At 72.3% G+C, this 17,583-nt stretch carries 12 protein-coding genes; 3 read left to right on the top strand and 9 right to left on the bottom strand.

Features of this window, described 5'->3' with window-relative positions:
• Positions 1 to 8 precede the first annotated feature (8 nt).
• The 3 genes from ACTWPT_RS30745 to meaB form a co-directional block, all read right to left on the bottom strand.
• Positions 9 to 950: an acyltransferase domain-containing protein gene (locus ACTWPT_RS30745; RefSeq protein WP_443180975.1), complete on the bottom strand. Its 942-nt coding sequence runs from the start codon at positions 948 to 950 to the stop codon at positions 9 to 11.
• A 5-nt stretch (positions 951 to 955) separates the two neighbouring features.
• A complete protein-coding gene (locus ACTWPT_RS30740; RefSeq protein WP_443180974.1) occupies positions 956 to 2,620 on the bottom strand; it encodes a CehA/McbA family metallohydrolase in 1,665 nt (554 codons plus the stop codon).
• Between the two features lie 212 nt (positions 2,621 to 2,832).
• Positions 2,833 to 3,792, bottom strand: a complete 960-nt coding sequence (gene meaB, locus ACTWPT_RS30735) for a methylmalonyl Co-A mutase-associated GTPase MeaB (protein WP_443180973.1) — start codon at positions 3,790 to 3,792, stop codon at positions 2,833 to 2,835.
• Between the two features lie 110 nt (positions 3,793 to 3,902).
• Here meaB and ACTWPT_RS30730 point away from each other — a divergent pair, with 110 nt between their 5' ends.
• Positions 3,903 to 5,966, top strand: coding sequence for a protein kinase domain-containing protein (locus tag ACTWPT_RS30730; RefSeq protein ID WP_443180972.1), 2,064 nt, complete (start codon positions 3,903 to 3,905; stop codon positions 5,964 to 5,966).
• On the opposite strand, the gene scpA is transcribed toward ACTWPT_RS30730, so the two are convergent.
• From scpA to ACTWPT_RS30705, 5 genes are all read right to left on the bottom strand, one after another.
• A complete protein-coding gene (gene scpA / locus ACTWPT_RS30725; protein ID WP_443180971.1) occupies positions 5,944 to 8,097 on the bottom strand; it encodes a methylmalonyl-CoA mutase in 2,154 nt (717 codons plus the stop codon). The two genes, ACTWPT_RS30730 and scpA, sit on opposite strands and share 23 nt — an antisense overlap.
• Entirely contained in the window at positions 8,094 to 9,869 is a 1,776-nt protein-coding gene (locus ACTWPT_RS30720; RefSeq protein WP_443180970.1) for a methylmalonyl-CoA mutase family protein, read from the bottom strand. Before ACTWPT_RS30720 ends, scpA begins: the two co-directional genes overlap by 4 nt.
• A gap of 53 nt (positions 9,870 to 9,922) precedes the next feature.
• On the bottom strand, positions 9,923 to 10,693 hold the full coding sequence (locus ACTWPT_RS30715) for a peptidoglycan recognition protein family protein (protein ID WP_443180969.1): 771 nt from the start codon (positions 10,691 to 10,693) through the stop codon (positions 9,923 to 9,925).
• 81 nt (positions 10,694 to 10,774) lie between these two features.
• Positions 10,775 to 11,713: an S-methyl-5-thioribose-1-phosphate isomerase gene (gene mtnA / locus ACTWPT_RS30710; RefSeq protein ID WP_443180968.1), complete on the bottom strand. Its 939-nt coding sequence runs from the start codon at positions 11,711 to 11,713 to the stop codon at positions 10,775 to 10,777.
• Between the two features lie 19 nt (positions 11,714 to 11,732).
• On the bottom strand, positions 11,733 to 13,598 hold the full coding sequence (locus tag ACTWPT_RS30705) for a CASTOR/POLLUX-related putative ion channel (RefSeq protein WP_443180967.1): 1,866 nt from the start codon (positions 13,596 to 13,598) through the stop codon (positions 11,733 to 11,735).
• A 195-nt stretch (positions 13,599 to 13,793) separates the two neighbouring features.
• Here ACTWPT_RS30705 and ACTWPT_RS30700 point away from each other — a divergent pair, with 195 nt between their 5' ends.
• A complete protein-coding gene (locus tag ACTWPT_RS30700; RefSeq protein WP_443180966.1) occupies positions 13,794 to 14,906 on the top strand; it encodes a DUF5925 domain-containing protein in 1,113 nt (370 codons plus the stop codon).
• A 214-nt stretch (positions 14,907 to 15,120) separates the two neighbouring features.
• On the opposite strand, the gene ACTWPT_RS30695 is transcribed toward ACTWPT_RS30700, so the two are convergent.
• A complete protein-coding gene (locus ACTWPT_RS30695) occupies positions 15,121 to 16,443 on the bottom strand; it encodes an SWIM zinc finger family protein (RefSeq protein ID WP_443180965.1) in 1,323 nt (440 codons plus the stop codon).
• A 91-nt stretch (positions 16,444 to 16,534) separates the two neighbouring features.
• Here ACTWPT_RS30695 and ACTWPT_RS30690 point away from each other — a divergent pair, with 91 nt between their 5' ends.
• Complete coding sequence (locus ACTWPT_RS30690) at positions 16,535 to 17,581, top strand: C39 family peptidase (protein WP_443180964.1); 1,047 nt, start codon at positions 16,535 to 16,537, stop codon at positions 17,579 to 17,581.
• The last annotated feature ends 2 nt before the right edge of the window (positions 17,582 to 17,583 follow it).

Here is a 17,583-nt window from a genome sequence, read left to right as displayed (position 1 = left end):
AAGGCCGGTCAGAAGGGGAGCCAGCCGACCCTTCCGTGCCAGGTGCCGCCCGCGGCCAGGTGGTCGCCGACCGCCCGCTCCAGCCGCGTGCGGCGGGGCAGCCCGGCCGGGTCGGCGGCGTGGGCGCCGAACACGAACCCCAGCGTGTCGGCGTCGTCGAGCCTGTGCAGCAGGTGGAACCGCCGTTGGAAGGACACGATGTTGGAGTCGGCCGGCAGGTAACGGGCGAGCTGGTCGTCGAGCAGCCACGACGCGCACGCCATCACGTGGTGGCGCTCCTGCGGGAAGTGCCGGGGAAAGAACGTCCTGGCCCGCGCGAACGACGCGTCGCACGCCTCGGGCGTCAGCGGGCCGTGGAAGTCGGGGATGTGCACGCCCACCGCCGGGTCGCCCGGCCCCACGGGCAGGCCGGCCGCACGAACCGCCGCTCCGGTCCTCCGGCCGAGCCGGCTCCGGTTGAACTGGAGCCGGCCCAGATCGAACAGCAGGCCCCTGGCGTGCAGCATGAACCACTGGGGCGCGTGCAGGCCGCCGGCGCCGTGCCGCTTGCGGTGCACGGCCATGTTGCGCCCCAGGTCGGCGAACGTCGCCCAGGACACCTCCTCCGGGACGCCCAGCTCGCGGTGATAGCGCCGGGTGTGCGGCAGCGCGGCGAGGTAGACGTACACGTAGAAGTACGGGCCGAGCTCGGGCAGGGGCCGGAACGGCGGCGCATCGTCCAGGCTGCCCATCGTGGACACCAGCGAGTGCGCGCAGCGCTCGGCCAGCCACCACTGAGGGGTGCCCGGCTGCGGGCGGGCCGCGAGGACGGCGTTGACGTCCTCGTGCGGCACGGCGAGCCTGAGCAGCTCCGACGGCAGATCGTCGGGGAAGGCGAGGTCGAAGCCGCCCAGGGATTCGAGGTGCGCGAGCCAGTCCGGGTGGTCGCGCAGGAGGGCCTTGACGTCCATCAGGGTCAGCATAGCCGGGCGCGGTAGACCGCCCTGGCCTGCTCCAGCAGGGAGACGTGGTCGCCGAACTGGAGCGGGCCGGCCAGCCTGGCGTGCTGCTTGATCAGGTCCTCCAGCAGGTCCAGCCATTCCAGGCACCACAGCACGTCCTCCCGCCTGGCCACCTGCCTGCCGTCCAGGTCCACGTAGACGGGGCTGGTCAGCGCGTACCCGGTGGTGGTCAGGGTGCGCGGGTGCGGGTGGCACAGGACCTCGGCCACGATGTACGTCGGCGCGTCCACCCGGATGTCGGCCGTCACGGTGAGGGGCTCGTCCCCGCCGGGCAGCCGCTCCGCGCCGGCCCGCACGCCGTCGGCCGTGCGGATGCGCACCGCCGCCACCTCGGGCCCGATGGCGGCGGCGGTGACGGTGACGCGGTCGCCTGCACGCGCGCGGATGACGTGGCCGGGGCCGTGACCGTCCACCGTCAGCTCCAGCCAGGGGCCGGTGGTGGCGAACGTCCGGCCCGCGCGTACGGCCGCCGCGAACGACCGGGCGGTCAGCTCCCCGTCGACCTGGGCGTAGACGCGGGCCCAGCCGGGCGGGTTCGACTGGTTGTGCGAACGGGTGAAGGAGATCATCGCGTCCGTGCCCGCCGTCACGGCCAGGCGGTTGCCCGCGCCGATCAGCCGCCGGTACACCGCCGCCGTGGACGGGATCGAGGCGTGGGTCAGCACGTCGAGGCTGTCCACCAGCCCGAGCGCGGCGTCGGCGACCAGCTCGCGGGCCGCGCAGTTGCGCGGCACCGGCGAGACCACGCCCTTGGGCGGGGTTCCGTCGGCGATCGGCGTGCGGAAGGGGTGACTGTAGCCGACCAGCGCCCCGAGTCCGCGCAGCTCCCGCAGGCCGTCGGCGTTGGGCGGCCAGTCGGAATCGCCGTCGAAGCCGGTGTGGAAGCGCCGGGGCGCGGCGCGGGGGGCGAAGGCGTAGATGTGGCCGAGCAGGTCGTTGCGGTACTCGACGCCCATCCTGGCGATGTGGGTGGCGTCCGACCAGGGCAGGTCCTCGCAGGTCCAGTACTCGAGCGCCTCGCGGTCGTAGACGCGCCGGCCCGACACGTTGCCGGCCAGCAGGTTCAGCACGTGCAGGTCCTCGCCGTGCTGCGCGGCGGCCGCGTCGGCGGGCATCCCGACGTGGTCGCCTGCCCAGTTGAGGTGGACGTGCATGTCGGCGCCGTACCAGCCGCGGGCGGGGGCGTCGTAGATGCGCTCGGGGGTGAGCCTGATCAGGTGCTCCAGGCCCGGGTCCGGGGTGAGGTCCAGGCTCGCCTCGCCGTACTCCATGCCCCTGGCGACGGTGATCGTCAGCGGCAGGGCGGGGACCTCGACGAGGAGGTCGTCGCCGTGGAAGTACGGGCGGCCGTGGTAGTCGTACCGGTTGGGGACGTCGGCGGGGAACCAGCCGCTGCCGTCGGCGCCCCTGACGCTCCACCGGCACGGCATACCGGCCACGAGGCGCAGCCTGGACGCGTGGGTGAGCCTCAGGAGCGGATCCAGGCGCACGCGGGCGCCGGCGACGACGATCGTGCTGTCGTGCTCAACCTCGACCAGCCAGGCGCCGCGCGGGCCGAGCAGGCGCTCGGTGTCGTCGACGCTGACCAGGTGCCCCGGCAGCATGGGCTGGTCAAACAAGGCCCACCCGCCTACGGCGCACAGCCGGCCACGGCGGACAAGCCCGGCCTTCAGGCCGGGAAGCGTTTGACACGCGCGCCTCCAATGTCGGTTGGGCGCCATCGTGGCATGGGCCATAGTGCGGGCCCGGCGCGGCGGGAGCGGATATTCACCCCCCTGAGGGAAGTCTCTCCACCCGGGAGTGATCTCCTCCCCGTTGGAGCGCCCGATGGTCAGGGGCGTTTGAACGCGGACAGCAGGCGGTCGGCCGCGAGCGACGGGGTCAGCTCACCCGCCAGGACCTCGCGTTCGACCTCCGCTCTGATCGCCGCCACCGCAGGGTCGTTGCGCAGCTCGGACAGCAGCCGCTCGCGGACGAGGGTCCAGGTCCAGCCGACTTGCTGGGCGCGGCGCTTGGCGGCCAGGTCGAGCGACTCGCGGTGGGCCAGGACCTGCCGCCACAACCGCTCCAGGCCGTCGCCGGTGAGTCCGCTGCAGGTGAGCACGGGCGGCGGCGTCGAGTCCGAGCGGAGCATGCGCAGCGCGCCCGCCAGCTCGCGCGCGGCCTTCCTGGCCGGCAGCTGGTGCTCGCCGTCGGCCTTGTTGACCGCGATCACGTCGGCCAGCTCCAGCACGCCCTTCTTGATGCCCTGCAGCTGGTCACCGGTGCGGGCCAGAGTGAGCAGCAGGAACGTGTCCACCATGTCGGCCACCGCGGTCTCCGACTGCCCGACGCCGACGGTCTCGACCAGGACGACGTCGAAGCCGGCCGCCTCCACCACGACCATGGCCTCCCTGGTCGCCTTGGTGACGCCGCCGAGGGTACCCGAGGTGGGCGAGGGGCGGATGAAGGCGGCCGGGTCGGTCGCCAGGCGGGACATGCGGGTCTTGTCGCCCAGGATGCTGCCGCCCGTCTTGCTGGAGGACGGGTCCACGGCCAGGACGGCGACCTTGTGCCCCTGCCCGGTCAGGAGCGTGCCGAGGGAGTCGATGAACGTGGACTTGCCCACCCCGGGCACCCCCGAGACGCCGACCCGGCACGCGTGGCCGGTGCGCGGCATGAGCTCGACGAGCAGGCGCTGGGCCTGGGCCATGTGGTCGGGCCTGGTCGACTCGACCAGGGTGATCGCGCGGGCGATCCACGTACGCGAGCCCGCCCGTACGCCCCCGGCGTAGTCCTCCAGCGCGTGCACCCGGCTTACCCCTTTCTTCTGTTTGATCAGCCTAACTTCTGACAAGTCTTGACATTTGCCAGTATGGTGCTGGAGTTCTCTTCTCAGCCGTCACAGGAGTCACTCCCCTCATGCCCAACGTCGAACCTCTGCGCGACGGCGACCCGGCGGCTGTGGGACCGTACCGGCTGGTCGGGCGGCTCGGCGCGGGCGGCCACGGTGTCGTCTACCTCGGCCAGGCCCGCAACGGGACCCCTGTCGCCGTCAAGGTGCTGCGTGAGGGCCTGGCCGGGAGCGACCGCCTCGCCGCGGCGATCGCGGCCGCGCGCGAGGTCGAGCCGTTCTGCCTCGCGCGGGTGCTCGATGGGTCGGCCAGCGGGAGGCCGTACGTCGTCTCCGAGTACGTGGAGGGGCGCTCGCTGCAGCAGGCGGGGCCGGTCGGCGGGGCGGAGCTGCAGCGGCTGACCGTGGCGACCGCGACCGCGCTTGACGCCATCCACCAGGCCGGCGTGCTGCACCTGGATTTCAAGCCGGCGAACGTGCTGATCGGACCCGACGGGGCGCAGGTCGTCGACTTCGGCATTGCCGGGGCGTTCGGGTCGGGGATGAGCGCGACCGGCAACATCGTGGGCACTCCCGCGTACATGGCGCCGGAGCAGCTGGCGGGTAAGGCGGCGGAGGCGCCGGCTGACGTGTTCGCGTGGGCGTCGGTCATCGTGTTCGCGGCCACGGGGGTGCCGCCGTTCGGGGACGACTCGCTGCCCGCCGTCATCAACCGGATCCTGCGTGACGAGCCGCGGATCGACGACCTGCCGCGGCCGCTGCGCGACGTCGTGGCCGCCTGCCTGGCCAAGGATCCCGCCGCCCGGCCCGCTATGCGTGACGTGCTGCTGCGGCTGATCGGCGGCGAACGACCGGACCGGCCGCGCCGCCACCCGTCGCGCACCCCCGACGACGACTACGCGACCCCCGCCGCCCCGGATCGCATCACCCCGGCCTCCGCCCACCTCGACGCCGTAGCCGGCACGGCCCCCCGCCTCGACGCCGCAGCCGGCACGGCCGCCCGCCTCGACGCCGCGTCCGGCACGGCCGCCTACCAGCGCGACGCCGCACGGGGCGCCGGGGCCGATTCGGCTTCGCGGCCAGGCGCGGTGCACGCTTCCGGTGAGCATCCGGCACGTCGCGCTCACCACGGCGCGGCGCATGACGTCGGGCCGCGCACCGCTCCTGCGTCGCGGGCGGGCTCGCCACACCCCGGCCGGGCATCGCAGCACGACGCGGTGGGCGCCGCTGCGCCACACCATGGCGCGGACCGGCACCAGCACTCCGCCTCGTACCGAGGCCAGGTCCCGTTCCCGCTGCCGGCCCCCGTGGACCCGCCTCTGGCCGCCGCCGAGCTCCCCGCCACCGGGCATGCGACCGGCGGGCACCCCGGCGCCGCCGGCGGATATCCGCCCGCTGGCGGGGACACCGTCGAAGCCGGGTATACGGGCGCCGACGGGCGGTCGGCGGCGGGCGAGGCGCAGCCGGCCGGTGGGTCTCCCATGCAGCATTCCACGCTCGTCGACATCCTGGTCGCGGGCCAGCCAGGCGCCGGTGGCAAGGCGCAGAAACGGTCCGGCCGGCGACGGGTGAAGACCGTGATGATCGCCCTCGTGTCCGGCGTGTCCGTCCTGGCGTTGGCCGCCGCCATCGTGTGGCTCACCCCCACGACCCCCACCTCCAAGGCCGATACCGTGTCCAGCACCACAGGCACGCCCTCCTCCGAGGCGGCACCCACCCCCACCAGAACCAAGCGGACCCGTACCGCCAGACCGACCCCCCAGACCGAAGGCAACCCCAGCGCCGTGCCCACCGCCGAGACGACGCCCGTCGCCACGACCGGCCGGCTCAGGGTCGTCTACCTGCGGGCGGGCGGCACGCGCGACGGCGACTGCTGGGCCGGCGGCCAGGTGACGCTGGAGGCGCTGGTGGCGCGGACGGGCGACCCGTTGACGTTCAGGTACGCCTGGCTCATCGACGGCACCACGGTCGCCCGCTCCTCCGCGATCATCTCCGAGAACGGCCACCGCTACCTGACCTCCCCGCGCAACCTCACGGGCACGGCCGGCGGCACGCACCGCGTCACCCTGCGGATCACCTCTCCCGTCCCCATGCAGCGGTCCCTCTCGGTCACGCTGTGTGACGAGCTCTGAGCTCCTCGAGCAGATCCAGCGCGGCGTCGGCGATCACGGTGCCCGGCGGGAAGATCGCGGCGGCGCCCACGGCCCGCAGCTCGTCGTGATCGCCCGGCGGGATGACCCCGCCCACGACGATCATGATGTCCGCGGCGTCGAGGTCGGCGAGCGCCTGACGCAGCGCCGGCACCAGCGTGAGGTGCCCGGCGGCCAGCGACGAGACGCCGACGATGTGCACGTCGGCCTCGACGGCCTGCCTGGCGACCTCCTCGGGCGTCTGGAACAGCGGGCCGACGTCCACGTCGAAGCCCAGGTCGGCGAAGGCGGTGGCGATCACTTTCTGGCCGCGGTCGTGGCCGTCCTGGCCCATCTTGGCCACCAGGATGCGGGGGCGGCGCCCCTCGGCCCGCTCGAAGTCCGCGCAGGCCTGGCGGGCGCGTTCGATGTTGGCGGCGGAGCCGGACTCGTCGCGATACACCCCTGTGATGGTACGGACCTGCTCGGCGTGCCGGCCGAACACCCGCTCGAGCGCGTCGGAGATCTCGCCCACCGTGGCCTTGGCGCGGGCGGCGTCGACGGCCAGCTTGAGCAGGTTGTTGCCCAGGCCGGGCGCCGGGTTGTCGGCCGCCTTGGTGAGCGCGTCGAGCGCGTGCCGCACCGCGACGTCGTCGCGTTCGGCCCGGAGCCTGGCCAGCTTCTCCAGCTGCTGGGCGCGGACCGCGCTGTTGTCGACCTTGAGCACCTCGATGGCCTCGTCGCTCACGGCACGGTACTTGTTCACGCCGATCACCGGCTGCCGCCCGGAGTCGATGCGGGCCTGGGTGCGGGCCGCCGCCTCCTCGATGCGGAGCTTGGGCAGGCCGGCCTCGATGGCCCTGGCCATGCCGCCGGCGGCCTCGACCTCCTGGATGTGGGCCCAGGCGCGTTCGGCCAGGTCGTGGGTGAGGCGTTCGACGTAGTAGGACCCGCCCCAGGGGTCGATGACGCGGGTGGTGCCCGACTCCTGCTGGAGGAGGAGCTGGGTGTTGCGGGCGATGCGGGCGGAGAAGTCGGTGGGCAGCGCGAGGGCCTCGTCGAGGGCGTTGGTGTGCAGCGACTGAGTGTGGCCCTGCGTGGCGGCCATGGCCTCGACGCAGGTGCGCACGACGTTGTTGAAGACGTCCTGCGCGGTCAGCGACCATCCGGAGGTCTGGCTGTGGGTACGCAAGCTCAGTGACTTCGGATTCTTCGCGCTGAAACCGGCGACGAGCTTCGCCCACAGCAGCCGGGCGGCCCGCAGCTTGGCGACCTCCATGAAGAAGTTCATGCCGATGCACCAGAAGAACGACAGTCGCGGCGCGAACCTGTCGACGTCCATCCCGGCCGCGACCCCGGCCCGCAGGTATTCGACGCCGTCGGCCAGTGTGTACGCCAGCTCCAGGTCGCACGTCGCCCCGGCCTCCTGGATGTGGTAGCCGGAGATGCTGATCGAGTTGAACTTCGGCATCTTCTCGCTGGTGTAGGCGAAGATGTCGGAGATGATCCGCATCGACGGCGCCGGCGGGTAGATGTAGGTGTTGCGGACCATGAACTCCTTGAGGATGTCGTTCTGAATGGTCCCCGCCAACTGCTCCGGTGGGACGCCCTGCTCCTCGGCGGCCACGATGTACAGCGCCAGCACCGGCAGCACGGCGCCGTTCATGGTCATCGACACCGACATCCGGTCCAGGGGGATCCCGTCGAACAACTGCCGCATGTCGTAGATCGAGTCGATCGCCACCCCGGCCATGCCCACGTCGCCGGCCACGCGCGGGTGGTCGGAGTCGTACCCGCGGTGGGTGGCCAGGTCGAAGGCCACCGACAGGCCCTTCTGACCGGCCGCGAGGTTGCGGCGGTAGAAGGCGTTGGAGTCCTCGGCCGTGGAGAAGCCGGCGTACTGGCGGATGGTCCACGGCTGGTTGACGTACATGGTGGGGTACGGGCCACGCAGGTATGGTGCCGCGCCCGGATAGGTGCGCAGGAAGTCCAGTCCCTCGAGGTCCTGGGCGGTGTAGACGGGCTTGACGGCGATGCCCTCGGGCGTCTCCCAGACCTCGCCCTCGGGCTTCGGCTCCCTCGTCCCCTGCTCGGGCAGGGGGTTGAGCGGGATGCCGGAGAAGTCCGGGATCATCGGGTCACCTCCAGGTCGTCGAAGGTCGTGCGGAGCACGTGCAGCGCGTCGCAGCCCGCGTAGAGGTTGGCGTCCACGCCGTCGTACTGCCCCTTCCCCGCCAGCCACACCTTTCTCGCCCCGGCCTTGCGCAGCGCGACGGCGACGGCGGCGGCGTGCTGAGCGTACAGCTTGTCGCTTGAGCACAGGCAGGCGACGGTCGTGCCGGAGACGGCGAAGGCGGTGGCGATCTGCTCGGGATCGGCGCCGGGGCCCGCGGTCTCGATGGCGAAGCCGCCTGCCTGGAACAGGTTGGCGGCGAACGCGGCCCGCGCGGTGTGGGCGGCGACGGGGCCGATGGTGGCCAGGAACACCTTGGGCCGCTCCGGCTGGGCATCGGCGAGATCCCGCAACTCCTCGAACTCCTCGGCGTAACGCACCTTCGGCAACCCGCCTTCGCCACCGCCCGGCGTCGCCTGCCGTCCCGCCCCGCCTGGGTGCGCGGGGACCGGGGTGCGGCGGAGGGGCTTTTCCGCAGGGTTCGGGAATTCGCTGACCCCGGTGATCGGGAAGCGGCGGCGGGCGATGTCCTCGGCGCGGCGGGCCTGGGTGGCGGCGATGCGCGCCGACACCAGGCCGGCGGCCGAATCGGCCCCACCTGCGGCCTCGATCTCCTGGAACCACGCCCACGCCCGCTCCGCCAGGTCGGCGGTGCGGCGTTCCACGTACCAGGAGCCCCCGGCAGGGTCGATCACCCGCCCCACCCCCGACTCCTCCAGCAGCAGCGACTGCGTGTTGCGGGCAATGCGGCGCGCGAACGCGTCGGGCAGCCCGAGAGCGGCGTCGAACGGCTGCACGGTGACCGCCTCGGCCCCGCCCACCCCGGCGGCGAAGCAGGCGAGCGTGGTGCGCAGCATGTTCACCCACGGGTCGCGGGCGGTCATCATGGCCGAGCTGGTCACCGCGTGCTGCCGCTGCCCTCCGTGCGCGGCCGCGCCGCAGGCCTCGGCGACCCGGGCCCACAGCCGGCGGGCGGCACGCAGCTTGGCGACGGTGGCGAACTGGTCGGCGGTGGCGGCGTACCGGAACTCGATCTGCCCTAGCGCTTGCTCAACAGAGAGCCCGGCCCCAGTGAGGGTCCGCAGCTCCGCGACGCCACGCGCGATCGAGCACCCGAGCTCCTCGGCGTCACTGCCGCCCGCGTCGTGGTACGGCGTGGCGTCCACGGTGACGGCACGCAGCCCGGCGGAGCTCGGGAACTCGGCGGCGCACCGCAGCGCCAGCTCCGCCCCCACGGCGCCCGAGGCTCCCAGGTTCCCGCTGACCGCGACGCCACGCGCGGTGGCCAGCCGGAAGAGCTCCTCCGCGGCCTCGCGGGCCAGACTTCCGGCCTCCAGCACGACAGGCGCCAGGTCGAGGTAGACGTCCGCGAGCACCGTCCCGAGCGCGCCGACCGGGATGGCGCCGTCCCCGACGACCAGCCACAACGACGTGACGCCGTTCTCCAGGTCGGCCAGCACCGCCTCGGCGTCGGGCACGGTGTGCCGCTGCCGCACGTCCCATCCGGAGACGGCCCGCGACGCGCGCACGTACGGCGCCGCCCCGGGCGGGCCCGGATCACCGGGCAGGTCGTCCACGTCGTACAGGGGCGCCACCGTCAGCCCGTCATAGGTGGCGCTGGACAGGGCCTCCTCGGGCGAGCCCGCCTCGACCCCGGACTTGCGCAGCACCTCAACCGCGAGCGCCCGCCAGTCGTCCCGAGTCGTGGTCGCGAATCCCGCTGCCAGCTCCATGATTCGGATAGTAGGCGGAACGCCACGTGACCAGTAACCCCGGGTCGCCCCTGTCAACGTGCCGGGGCTTCCCAAGCCAGGCGCCACGTGACCGGTCCCACGATCCCGTCGTCCTCGATCCCCTGCTGGCGCTGGAACCTGCGGCACACGTCGCGCGAGCCGGGACCGTACGCGCCGTCCACGTCCAGATCCCAGCCACGCGTGCGCATCTGCCGCTGCCAGGTCCGCACGTCCTCACCGCGCATCACCGGAGGGTACTTCAGCAGCCGCCCGGGGAAGGGCGGCGTCTCCGGGACGGGCGGCGGCGAGCTCCCGCCGGGCCGGGGCGCGCCCCGGCGCACCCAGGCGTAGAGGGGGTCGCCGGGGCAGTCGGTGGCGTAGCCGTCGCGGTGCCCCTTGACCTCCTTGCCAGCGTGGCCGCGGTCGCGTACGTACTCGACCGCGTCGAGTATCGCGTGCAGGAGCCCGTCCGGCGGCTGCACCAGGCCCGAGTTGCCCACCAGCCCCAGCACGGCGTAGTGGCCGGCGTTGAGCCCCGGGCCGTTGGCGGCGGGCAGGTGGTGCAGCCCGCGCCCCTCGAACACCTTTTTGTGCGGACAAGCCACATACGAATAGCCGAGGTCGATCCAGCCGTTGCCATCCATGTGATGGGCCTGGATGGACCGCACCAAGGCCACGCATCCGTCGTGGTCGGAGACGATGCCCGGATTGACCCGGCCGCCTGTGTAGTGGACCTTCACGCCCTTGGTCGAGTCAAGCGCGGTGTAATCGCCGCGCGGCGCACGGGCGTTCCAGTCACGCCGTAACACCAGGTCAATGGCCACGGTGAACTCCGGGAGAGTCGTCGGGGACACTGAGCGTAACGCGGTCGAAGCGGACAGGTCCGTGAGATCGGAGATTTCGTTCTAAGGCCTGATCACTCGCTTGTCCGTGACAATCGCCGTGATCAGATCGTGCGGGGTCACGTCGAAGGCCGGGTTCAGCGCGAGAGTGCCCTCGGGAGCCACCCGCACGCCCCAGAAGGACACGACCTCGCCGGCGCCCCTGTCCTCGATCGTGATGTGGTCACCCGAGGGCGTGCCCTGGTCGATCGTGGACTCGGGCGCGACCACGATGAACGGCACCCCGGCGCGTTCCGCGCCGAGCGCGAGCGCGTACGAGCCGATCTTGTTGGCCGTGTCGCCGTTGGCGGCGATGCGGTCGGCGCCGATGAGCACCGCGTCCACATCGCCCTTGGCCAGCAGGTACGGTCCCGCCGAGTCGGTGATGAGCCGGTGCGGCGCCCCCATCCTGGCCAGCTCCCAGGTGGTGAGCCTGGCCCCCTGCAGCAGGGGACGGGTCTCGAGCGCGAGCACCTCGGCCAGCCGTCCCCGCTCGTGGAGCGTCTGCACGACGCCGAGCGCGGTGCCGCGTTCGACGGCGGCCAGGCCGCCGGTGTTGCACACGGTCATGATCCGCAGCCGGTCGCCTTCGAGCAGGTCGGCGCCGCGCTCCCCCATGGCCTTGCAGGCGGCGATGTCGTCGTCGCGCACGCGCAGCGCGGCGGCCAGCACCGCCTCGCGGCCTTCTGGCAGGTGCGCGGCGGCCCGGTCGGCGCCCCAGGCGAGATTGACGGCGGTGGGCCGGGCGGCGCGAAGCCTGGCGATCTGCGCCGGGTCGCCGTCGGCCAGCACGACGCCGAGCGCGCCGGCCACGCCGAGCGCCGGCGCGCCCCGCACGGCCAGCCGCTGGATGGCGTCGACGAGCTCGTCCACAGTGCGGATGCGGAGCATCACGCATTTGTCGGGCAACAGCGTCTGGTCCACGAGCTCGACGGCGCCGTCAACCCAGTCAATGGTCCTCACGAGGCAAACGGTAGTACGCCTAGCGCTCGGCCAGCACGATGACCGAGTCGCGCTCGCCCAGGACGATGGGCTCGGACTTGCTGGGGTTGAGCACGATGCCGTAGTGCGGCGGGTCGTTGCGGGCCGCGGAGCTGCGGTAGCCGATGGCGGTCTCGCCCCTGCGACGGGCGGACTCCACGACCGTGGAGAACGTCACCTTCGTCCCCGTCTTGACGTACGAAGCGGCGGGGCGCGGGTAGATTTCCGATCCGCGCGAATCGAAGAGGTAGCCGAAAACGTCCGCCAGGTGCCTGTTCTCGGCCAGTTGAGCGAGGAGCAGGCCGATGACGGTGTCGCTGATCACGATGTCGTCGGCCTCGGTGACCTCGGCCAGGGCGCGGTTGTTCTCGTCGTGCATCTCGCTGACGATCGAGTAGTGCTCGCCCAGCTTGCTCTGCATGTCGCGGAGCTGGAGCAGCGTCATGAGGGTGCGCGTGTCGGAGTGGTGCGGGTCGAAGCGGTCGTCGGACAGCACGATGACGTGCTGGAAGAGGCCGACACCGAGCGACTCGAGCGCGAACCTGTCGGTGGTGTCGCAGTCCTTGACGTTCACGGTGAGGTTGAGCAGCCCGGCCAGGCCGGTGCCGGCCTTGGGGTGGTCGGCGGCGACCTCCAGGACGGAGCCGCGCGCGACGTACCCGTCGAGGTAGCGGACGATCTGCTCGGCCCGTCCGTTCCAGTTGAGCAGGAGCGTGCGCTCGGGCTCGGGGGCGAGGCTCCCGGCCTCGACGATGGCGGCCTCGTCCAGGAACGGCTTGCCGGCGGCCAGGCGGACGTGGGAGTCGTCGTGCGCGATGACGATGACCTCGTCGTCGGCGTTGACGACGGTGCCGGACGGCGGGTTCAGCACCACGCCGGACGGCCGGCGCAGGCCGATGACGGAGGCGGTCTGGTACGCGTGCAGCGCCTCCCCGTACGTGACGCCGACGAGCTTCTTCGGTGTGCGCATGTAGATCTCGCCGCCGTCGAAGTTCAGCAGGTCCATGCAGACCACGGACATGCCAGACTGGCGCGAGGACTGCACGATCAGCCTGGAGGCGGTGTCGTCGGAGTCCACCAGGTGCACGTCCCGGCCGCCGGCCAGACGGGCGGCGGCGATGTTGCGGCTGGAGGCGAGGGCGGCGACCACCGGCGGATGCGCGCCCTGGCGCTTGGCCAGGGCGAGCAGGATCTTGATCACGTGCGCGTCCGGGTCCTCGCCCTCGGGCGAGAGCACGACGACGGAGCGGGCCCTGCCCAGGTTCATCAGCGCGAGGTCGCGCGGCTCGGTGGGCCGTCCGGTGCGGCACACCAGGCGGGTGCCGCCCAGGTCGCCGACGTGCTCGCGGATGGCCTCCTCCATCTGGAGTTTGTCACGTTCCGCCAGCACGGCGATGGCGGAGTGCTTCTGGCTGGCGTGCGCCTTGGCCAGCTCCCCCACGATCGTGAACACCTGGTCCGACCAGCCGAGCACCACCGTGTGGCCCGACTCGACGATCCGCGAGCGGCCCCTGCGCAGGCGGTCCACCTTCTGCTTGAGCCCGTTCGACAGCAGGCCGACGAGCATGCTGACGATGAACAGGCCGCCGAGCGAGCCGGTGAACATCACCGCCATGTACGCGATCGAGCCCTTGTCGCTGGCCACCTTGCCCGGCGTGAGGGCGTGCATGAGGGCGATCCAGAGCACCTCCCCGGCGTGGCCCACGCCTTCGGGCTCACCCGGCGCGAGCCAGAGCGTGAGCATGGTCACGACCGCGATGAGGCCGACCGACACGACGGCCAGCCAGCCGATGAGCGAGGCTGTGCCTTTGGACATCGTGTTGTCGAACCAGTACCGCGCCCGTTCACGGACCGTGATCTTCGACACTTTCCCCGTTACCTCCGTGAAAGGAGTGATTTGACCCAACGCACCAAGGTACCGGGCGATCTTCACTTCCGCATGGCGACCGGTAACGTATCGGCCATACTGCGCACCGACCTCACATCCCAAACCGGTACGCTCAGCGTGAACCACTGCCAAAACCCTTCGACATCGGACGTGGAGGCCTAGATCATTGACGGTATGTCTGTGATTAGGGAGGTGCCGTTCCCCAGCCCGGACTCCTCTGAGCTGCCGATGAACATCTGGATCGACGACGCCGACTCCGCCATCGACGTGATCGACGCGCTGGCGCTGTCGCCGTTCGCGACCGGCGCCCAGCCCTGGTCCCGCCTGGCCAATCTGGAGCGTGTGCGGCCCGACGCCCCGCTGAGCCCGTCCAGCGGCCGCGTGCTGCGCACGGCGCGTGTCGAGGACGGCTCGGAGTCCCGGCTGATCTCCGGTGACGGCTGGACTCTGCGGGTCATCCGCCACCGCAACCGCACCGCGATGGTCAGCGTGACGGCGGTGAGCGAGGAGCTGGCCAAGTCCGTGCTCGAGGAGAGCATCGACGGGGCGGAAGAGGCGGTGCCCGAGGCAGACCACGTCGAGATGGGCTTCTGGTGGCGCGGCACGCACGGCGGCACCCGCTCGGAGAAGCCGATCTCCGCGCAGCCCTGGTCCGAGATCAGCGCCAACTACCCGGGCAAGGTGCGCCCGGCCATCGACAAGCTGATGGCGGTCACACCCGGGGACGTCAACGGCCGCCTCATCCTCCTGCACGGCCAGCCGGGCACCGGCAAGACCACGCTGCTGCGCACGCTGGCCAAGCAGTGGGGCGAATGGTGTCAGGTGGACTGCGTGCTCGACCCGGAGCGCCTGTTCGACGAGCCCGGCTACCTCATGGAGGTGGCGGTCGGCTACGACAGCGACGACGACGAGACGCAGCGTTGGCGGCTGCTCGTCCTGGAGGACTGCGACGAGCTGATCAGCGCGGGCGCGAAGGCGCAGGCGGGCCAGGGCCTGTCGCGCCTGCTCAACCTGACCGACGGCCTGCTCGGCCAGGGCCGCGACGTGCTGGTGGCGATCACCACGAATGAGGACCTGGCCCGGCTCCACCCCGCGGTCATCCGCCCGGGCCGCTGCCTGGCGCAGCTCGAGGTCGGCCCGCTCAGCAGGGACGAGGCCGTCGCGTGGCTCGGCACGTCCGACGGCGTGGGCGCGTCGGGGGCGACGCTCGCGGAGCTCTACGCCCTCCGCTCCGGCCGCGCGATCACTCCCGTCGCGAGCGACGAGTCCACGGGCCTGTACCTCTAGGTCAGGCCCTAAGCCAGATACGTGTGGAGGCGCCGCGCCTCGCGGACGACATTGTTCGACGCCCGGAGCGCGGCGACCTCCGCCACACCTCCCGATGCGCTCCGAGCGCGGCGGCGCTCTCCAACGTCTCTCGTCGCGCGGCGGCGCTCTCCAACGTCTCTCGTCGTCCGGCTCCGCCCGGATCCTCGGCATCAGCACGGCGTTTCGGCGGAGGTCATACGGTCACCTCGACGTCCACTCTGGCCGCGATCCTGGCCGCCAGGACGTGCTTGCACGGTCCACGCGATCCCCGGTGGTCGAACCACCAGGGGCACGTGCACTCGCCGGTCTGGATGCGCACCCGCCGCACCCCGCCGTCGGTCGTCACCTCGGCCGAGTCGCCCGCCAGTCGCACGGCACCCGACTCCACCAGCGCGCGGGCCGCCGTCAGCCGGGGGTTGAGCTGGGCCACCTGCGCCCTGTCGTACGGCAGCTCCCGGTGGAAGTGGGCCGCCTCGTGCAGGTCGTAGCCGACGCGGCCGGCGGTGCCGAGCTGGGTGAGCGCGGTGCGTACCCGCTCGATCGTCAGCCCGGAGCGGTCGGCGAGCAGCCCCAGCTCGACCGTGGGCTCGAAGTTGAGCAGCATGCCCACCACGTCGGCGTCTGCGGCCGCCTCGTCGGTGGCGAGGTCGGCGAGGACCGCGCCCTCGCCGGAGAAGCCGCGCCACGGCTCGGGCGAGACGGCCAGCGTGTAACGCATCCCCGGCAGCTCCAGCTCCCAGGCGCTGGAGGTGCCGTCGGCCGGGCCGTACACGCGCAGTTTCTTGGCGAAGCGCAGCAGCGGCATCAGCGTCGCCACCCGCCCGGTGCCCGACAGGCAGACGCCGCCGGGCGCAGGGCCGGAGGAGACGCGCAGGTCGCGGCCGCCTGGGACGGCCCAGACGGTGGAGCGCGCGCCGCGCGGCAGCGAGCGCAGGAACCGCACGGCGTGCGGCCCGGCCAGCTCGGCCCGCAGGTCGAACCCGGCCGCGATCACCTGCACCTCGGCGAACCCGCGCAGCCAACGCTCCGGCAGCGGCACCTTCTTCTCCACGACCGCCCCGTCGAGCGTGGTGACCGTCAGCTCGTCGGGCCCGACGCCCAGGTGGAGCGGGTCCCGGCCGCCGACCCTGGCCAGGGCCTCGCGCAGCGGCCCGTTGACGTCGACGTTGGTGGTGCCCCGGTCGAGGACGTCGCCGTCGAGCTCCAGCACGTCGAGCCGGGCGTAGACGCCACCGCAGGCGGAGAACGACTCGAACCTGAGCCGGTCGCCGTCGCAGGTGACCACCGGGTCGCGGGTCCAGCCGGGGCGGGGCTGGTGGTAGCGGGTGAGCGCCACGTCCGCCACGGCCAGCAGCCCGGCCGCGGCAGGCGCGGCCTGGGAGAGCAGCCCGCTGAAGAATCTGGGGTGGCTCCGCGGGCCGGATAACGCCGTGCCGCCCGAGGTCGCGAGGCCGAGTCTGCCGTCGGCCAGCGTGGAGGGCCCGGCGTAGGAGTATGCCTGTACCGCTTGAGTCATGCCCGAACCATAGAGATCTTCACCGACACAATCCGCCCGGTACGTAAACCATCCGATGTGCGACACGATGTGCGAAACCACAATATGGCTGGTGCTCACCGTCGATCTGGCCCGTGTCTCCTTCGCCCGCTTCGCCGTGCCTGCCGCGCCTGAGGACGTGTGGACGAGTGAGGAACGCGAGATCGGCTTTCCCGCCACCCAGCTCGTGCCCTCGTGGACGGCGCGCACCCCGCCGGGTGCGTGGATCGAGGTCGCGCTTCGGGCCAGGGCCGCGTCAGGGGCCCGTACCAAGTGGTACGTGATGGGGCGCTGGTCCGAACCCGGCGATCCGCGCACGTCGGTGCCCGGGCAGGGCGACGAGGACGGGGACGTGGCGGTGGACACGTTCGTGGCCAGGCGGCCGGTGGTGGCGTACCAGGTGCGGGTCACCCGGCACGGCGCGGGCGCCCTGGTCACCGGGCTGGGCGTGATGGCCTCGGCCCTGCCGCAGCGGCCCGTGACGCCCAGCGATCCCGTCGCGGCCGAGCCCGTGGAGCTGGCGGTGCCGCGGCATTCGCAGCACGCGCACGCGGGCCACCATCCGCGCTTCGACGGCGGCGGCGCGAACTGGTGCAGCCCGGCGTCTGTGGCCATGGTGCTCGGCTTCTGGGGGCGCGGCCCTGAGCCCGCCGAGCTGGACTGGGTGGGGGCGGGCGACCCGGCGCCGGTCGTGGATCACGCGGCCATGGGGACGTACGACGAGAGTTACCAGGGCACCGGGAACTGGCCGTTCAACGTGGCGTACGCGGGCCGGTACGGGCTGGCGGGGTTCGTGACGCGGCTGCGGTCGGCGGCGGAGCTGGAGCTGTTCGTCCGCGCCGGGATCCCGGTGATCACGTCGCAGTCGTTCAAGGCGCATGAGCTGCCCGGTTCCTGCTACTCGACCAACGGGCACATCCTGGTCGTGGTCGGCTTCACGGCGGGGGGCGACGTCGTCGTGAACGATCCCGCCGCGCCACGCGACGACGAGGTCCGGCGGATCTATCCGCGGGCGGCGTTCGAGAACGTGTGGCTCAGGAGCTCGGGCAGCGGCGGCATCGCGTACGTGCTGCACCCGCCCGGGCATCCCCTTCCTCTCTGTACCGACGGCAATTGGTGAGT

Source organism: Nonomuraea sp. 3N208, assembly GCF_052245935.1.
Taxonomy (GTDB): domain Bacteria; phylum Actinomycetota; class Actinomycetes; order Streptosporangiales; family Streptosporangiaceae; genus Nonomuraea.
Note: the sequence above shows the minus strand (reverse complement) of the source record. Positions and strands in the feature narration are given on the sequence as shown.

Excerpts from the sequence above, each read along its gene's own strand:
- ACTWPT_RS30745 (WP_443180975.1), bottom strand. The coding sequence starts at position 950 with ATGGACGTCAAGGCCCTCCTGCGCGACCACCCGGACTGGCTCGCGCAC.
- ACTWPT_RS30730 (WP_443180972.1), top strand. The coding sequence starts at position 3,903 with ATGCCCAACGTCGAACCTCTGCGCGACGGCGACCCGGCGGCTGTGGGA.
- scpA (WP_443180971.1), bottom strand. The coding sequence starts at position 8,097 with ATGATCCCGGACTTCTCCGGCATCCCGCTCAACCCCCTGCCCGAGCAG.
- ACTWPT_RS30720 (WP_443180970.1), bottom strand. The coding sequence starts at position 9,869 with ATGGAGCTGGCAGCGGGATTCGCGACCACGACTCGGGACGACTGGCGG.
- ACTWPT_RS30700 (WP_443180966.1), top strand. The coding sequence starts at position 13,794 with ATGTCTGTGATTAGGGAGGTGCCGTTCCCCAGCCCGGACTCCTCTGAG.
- ACTWPT_RS30695 (WP_443180965.1), bottom strand. The coding sequence starts at position 16,443 with ATGACTCAAGCGGTACAGGCATACTCCTACGCCGGGCCCTCCACGCTG.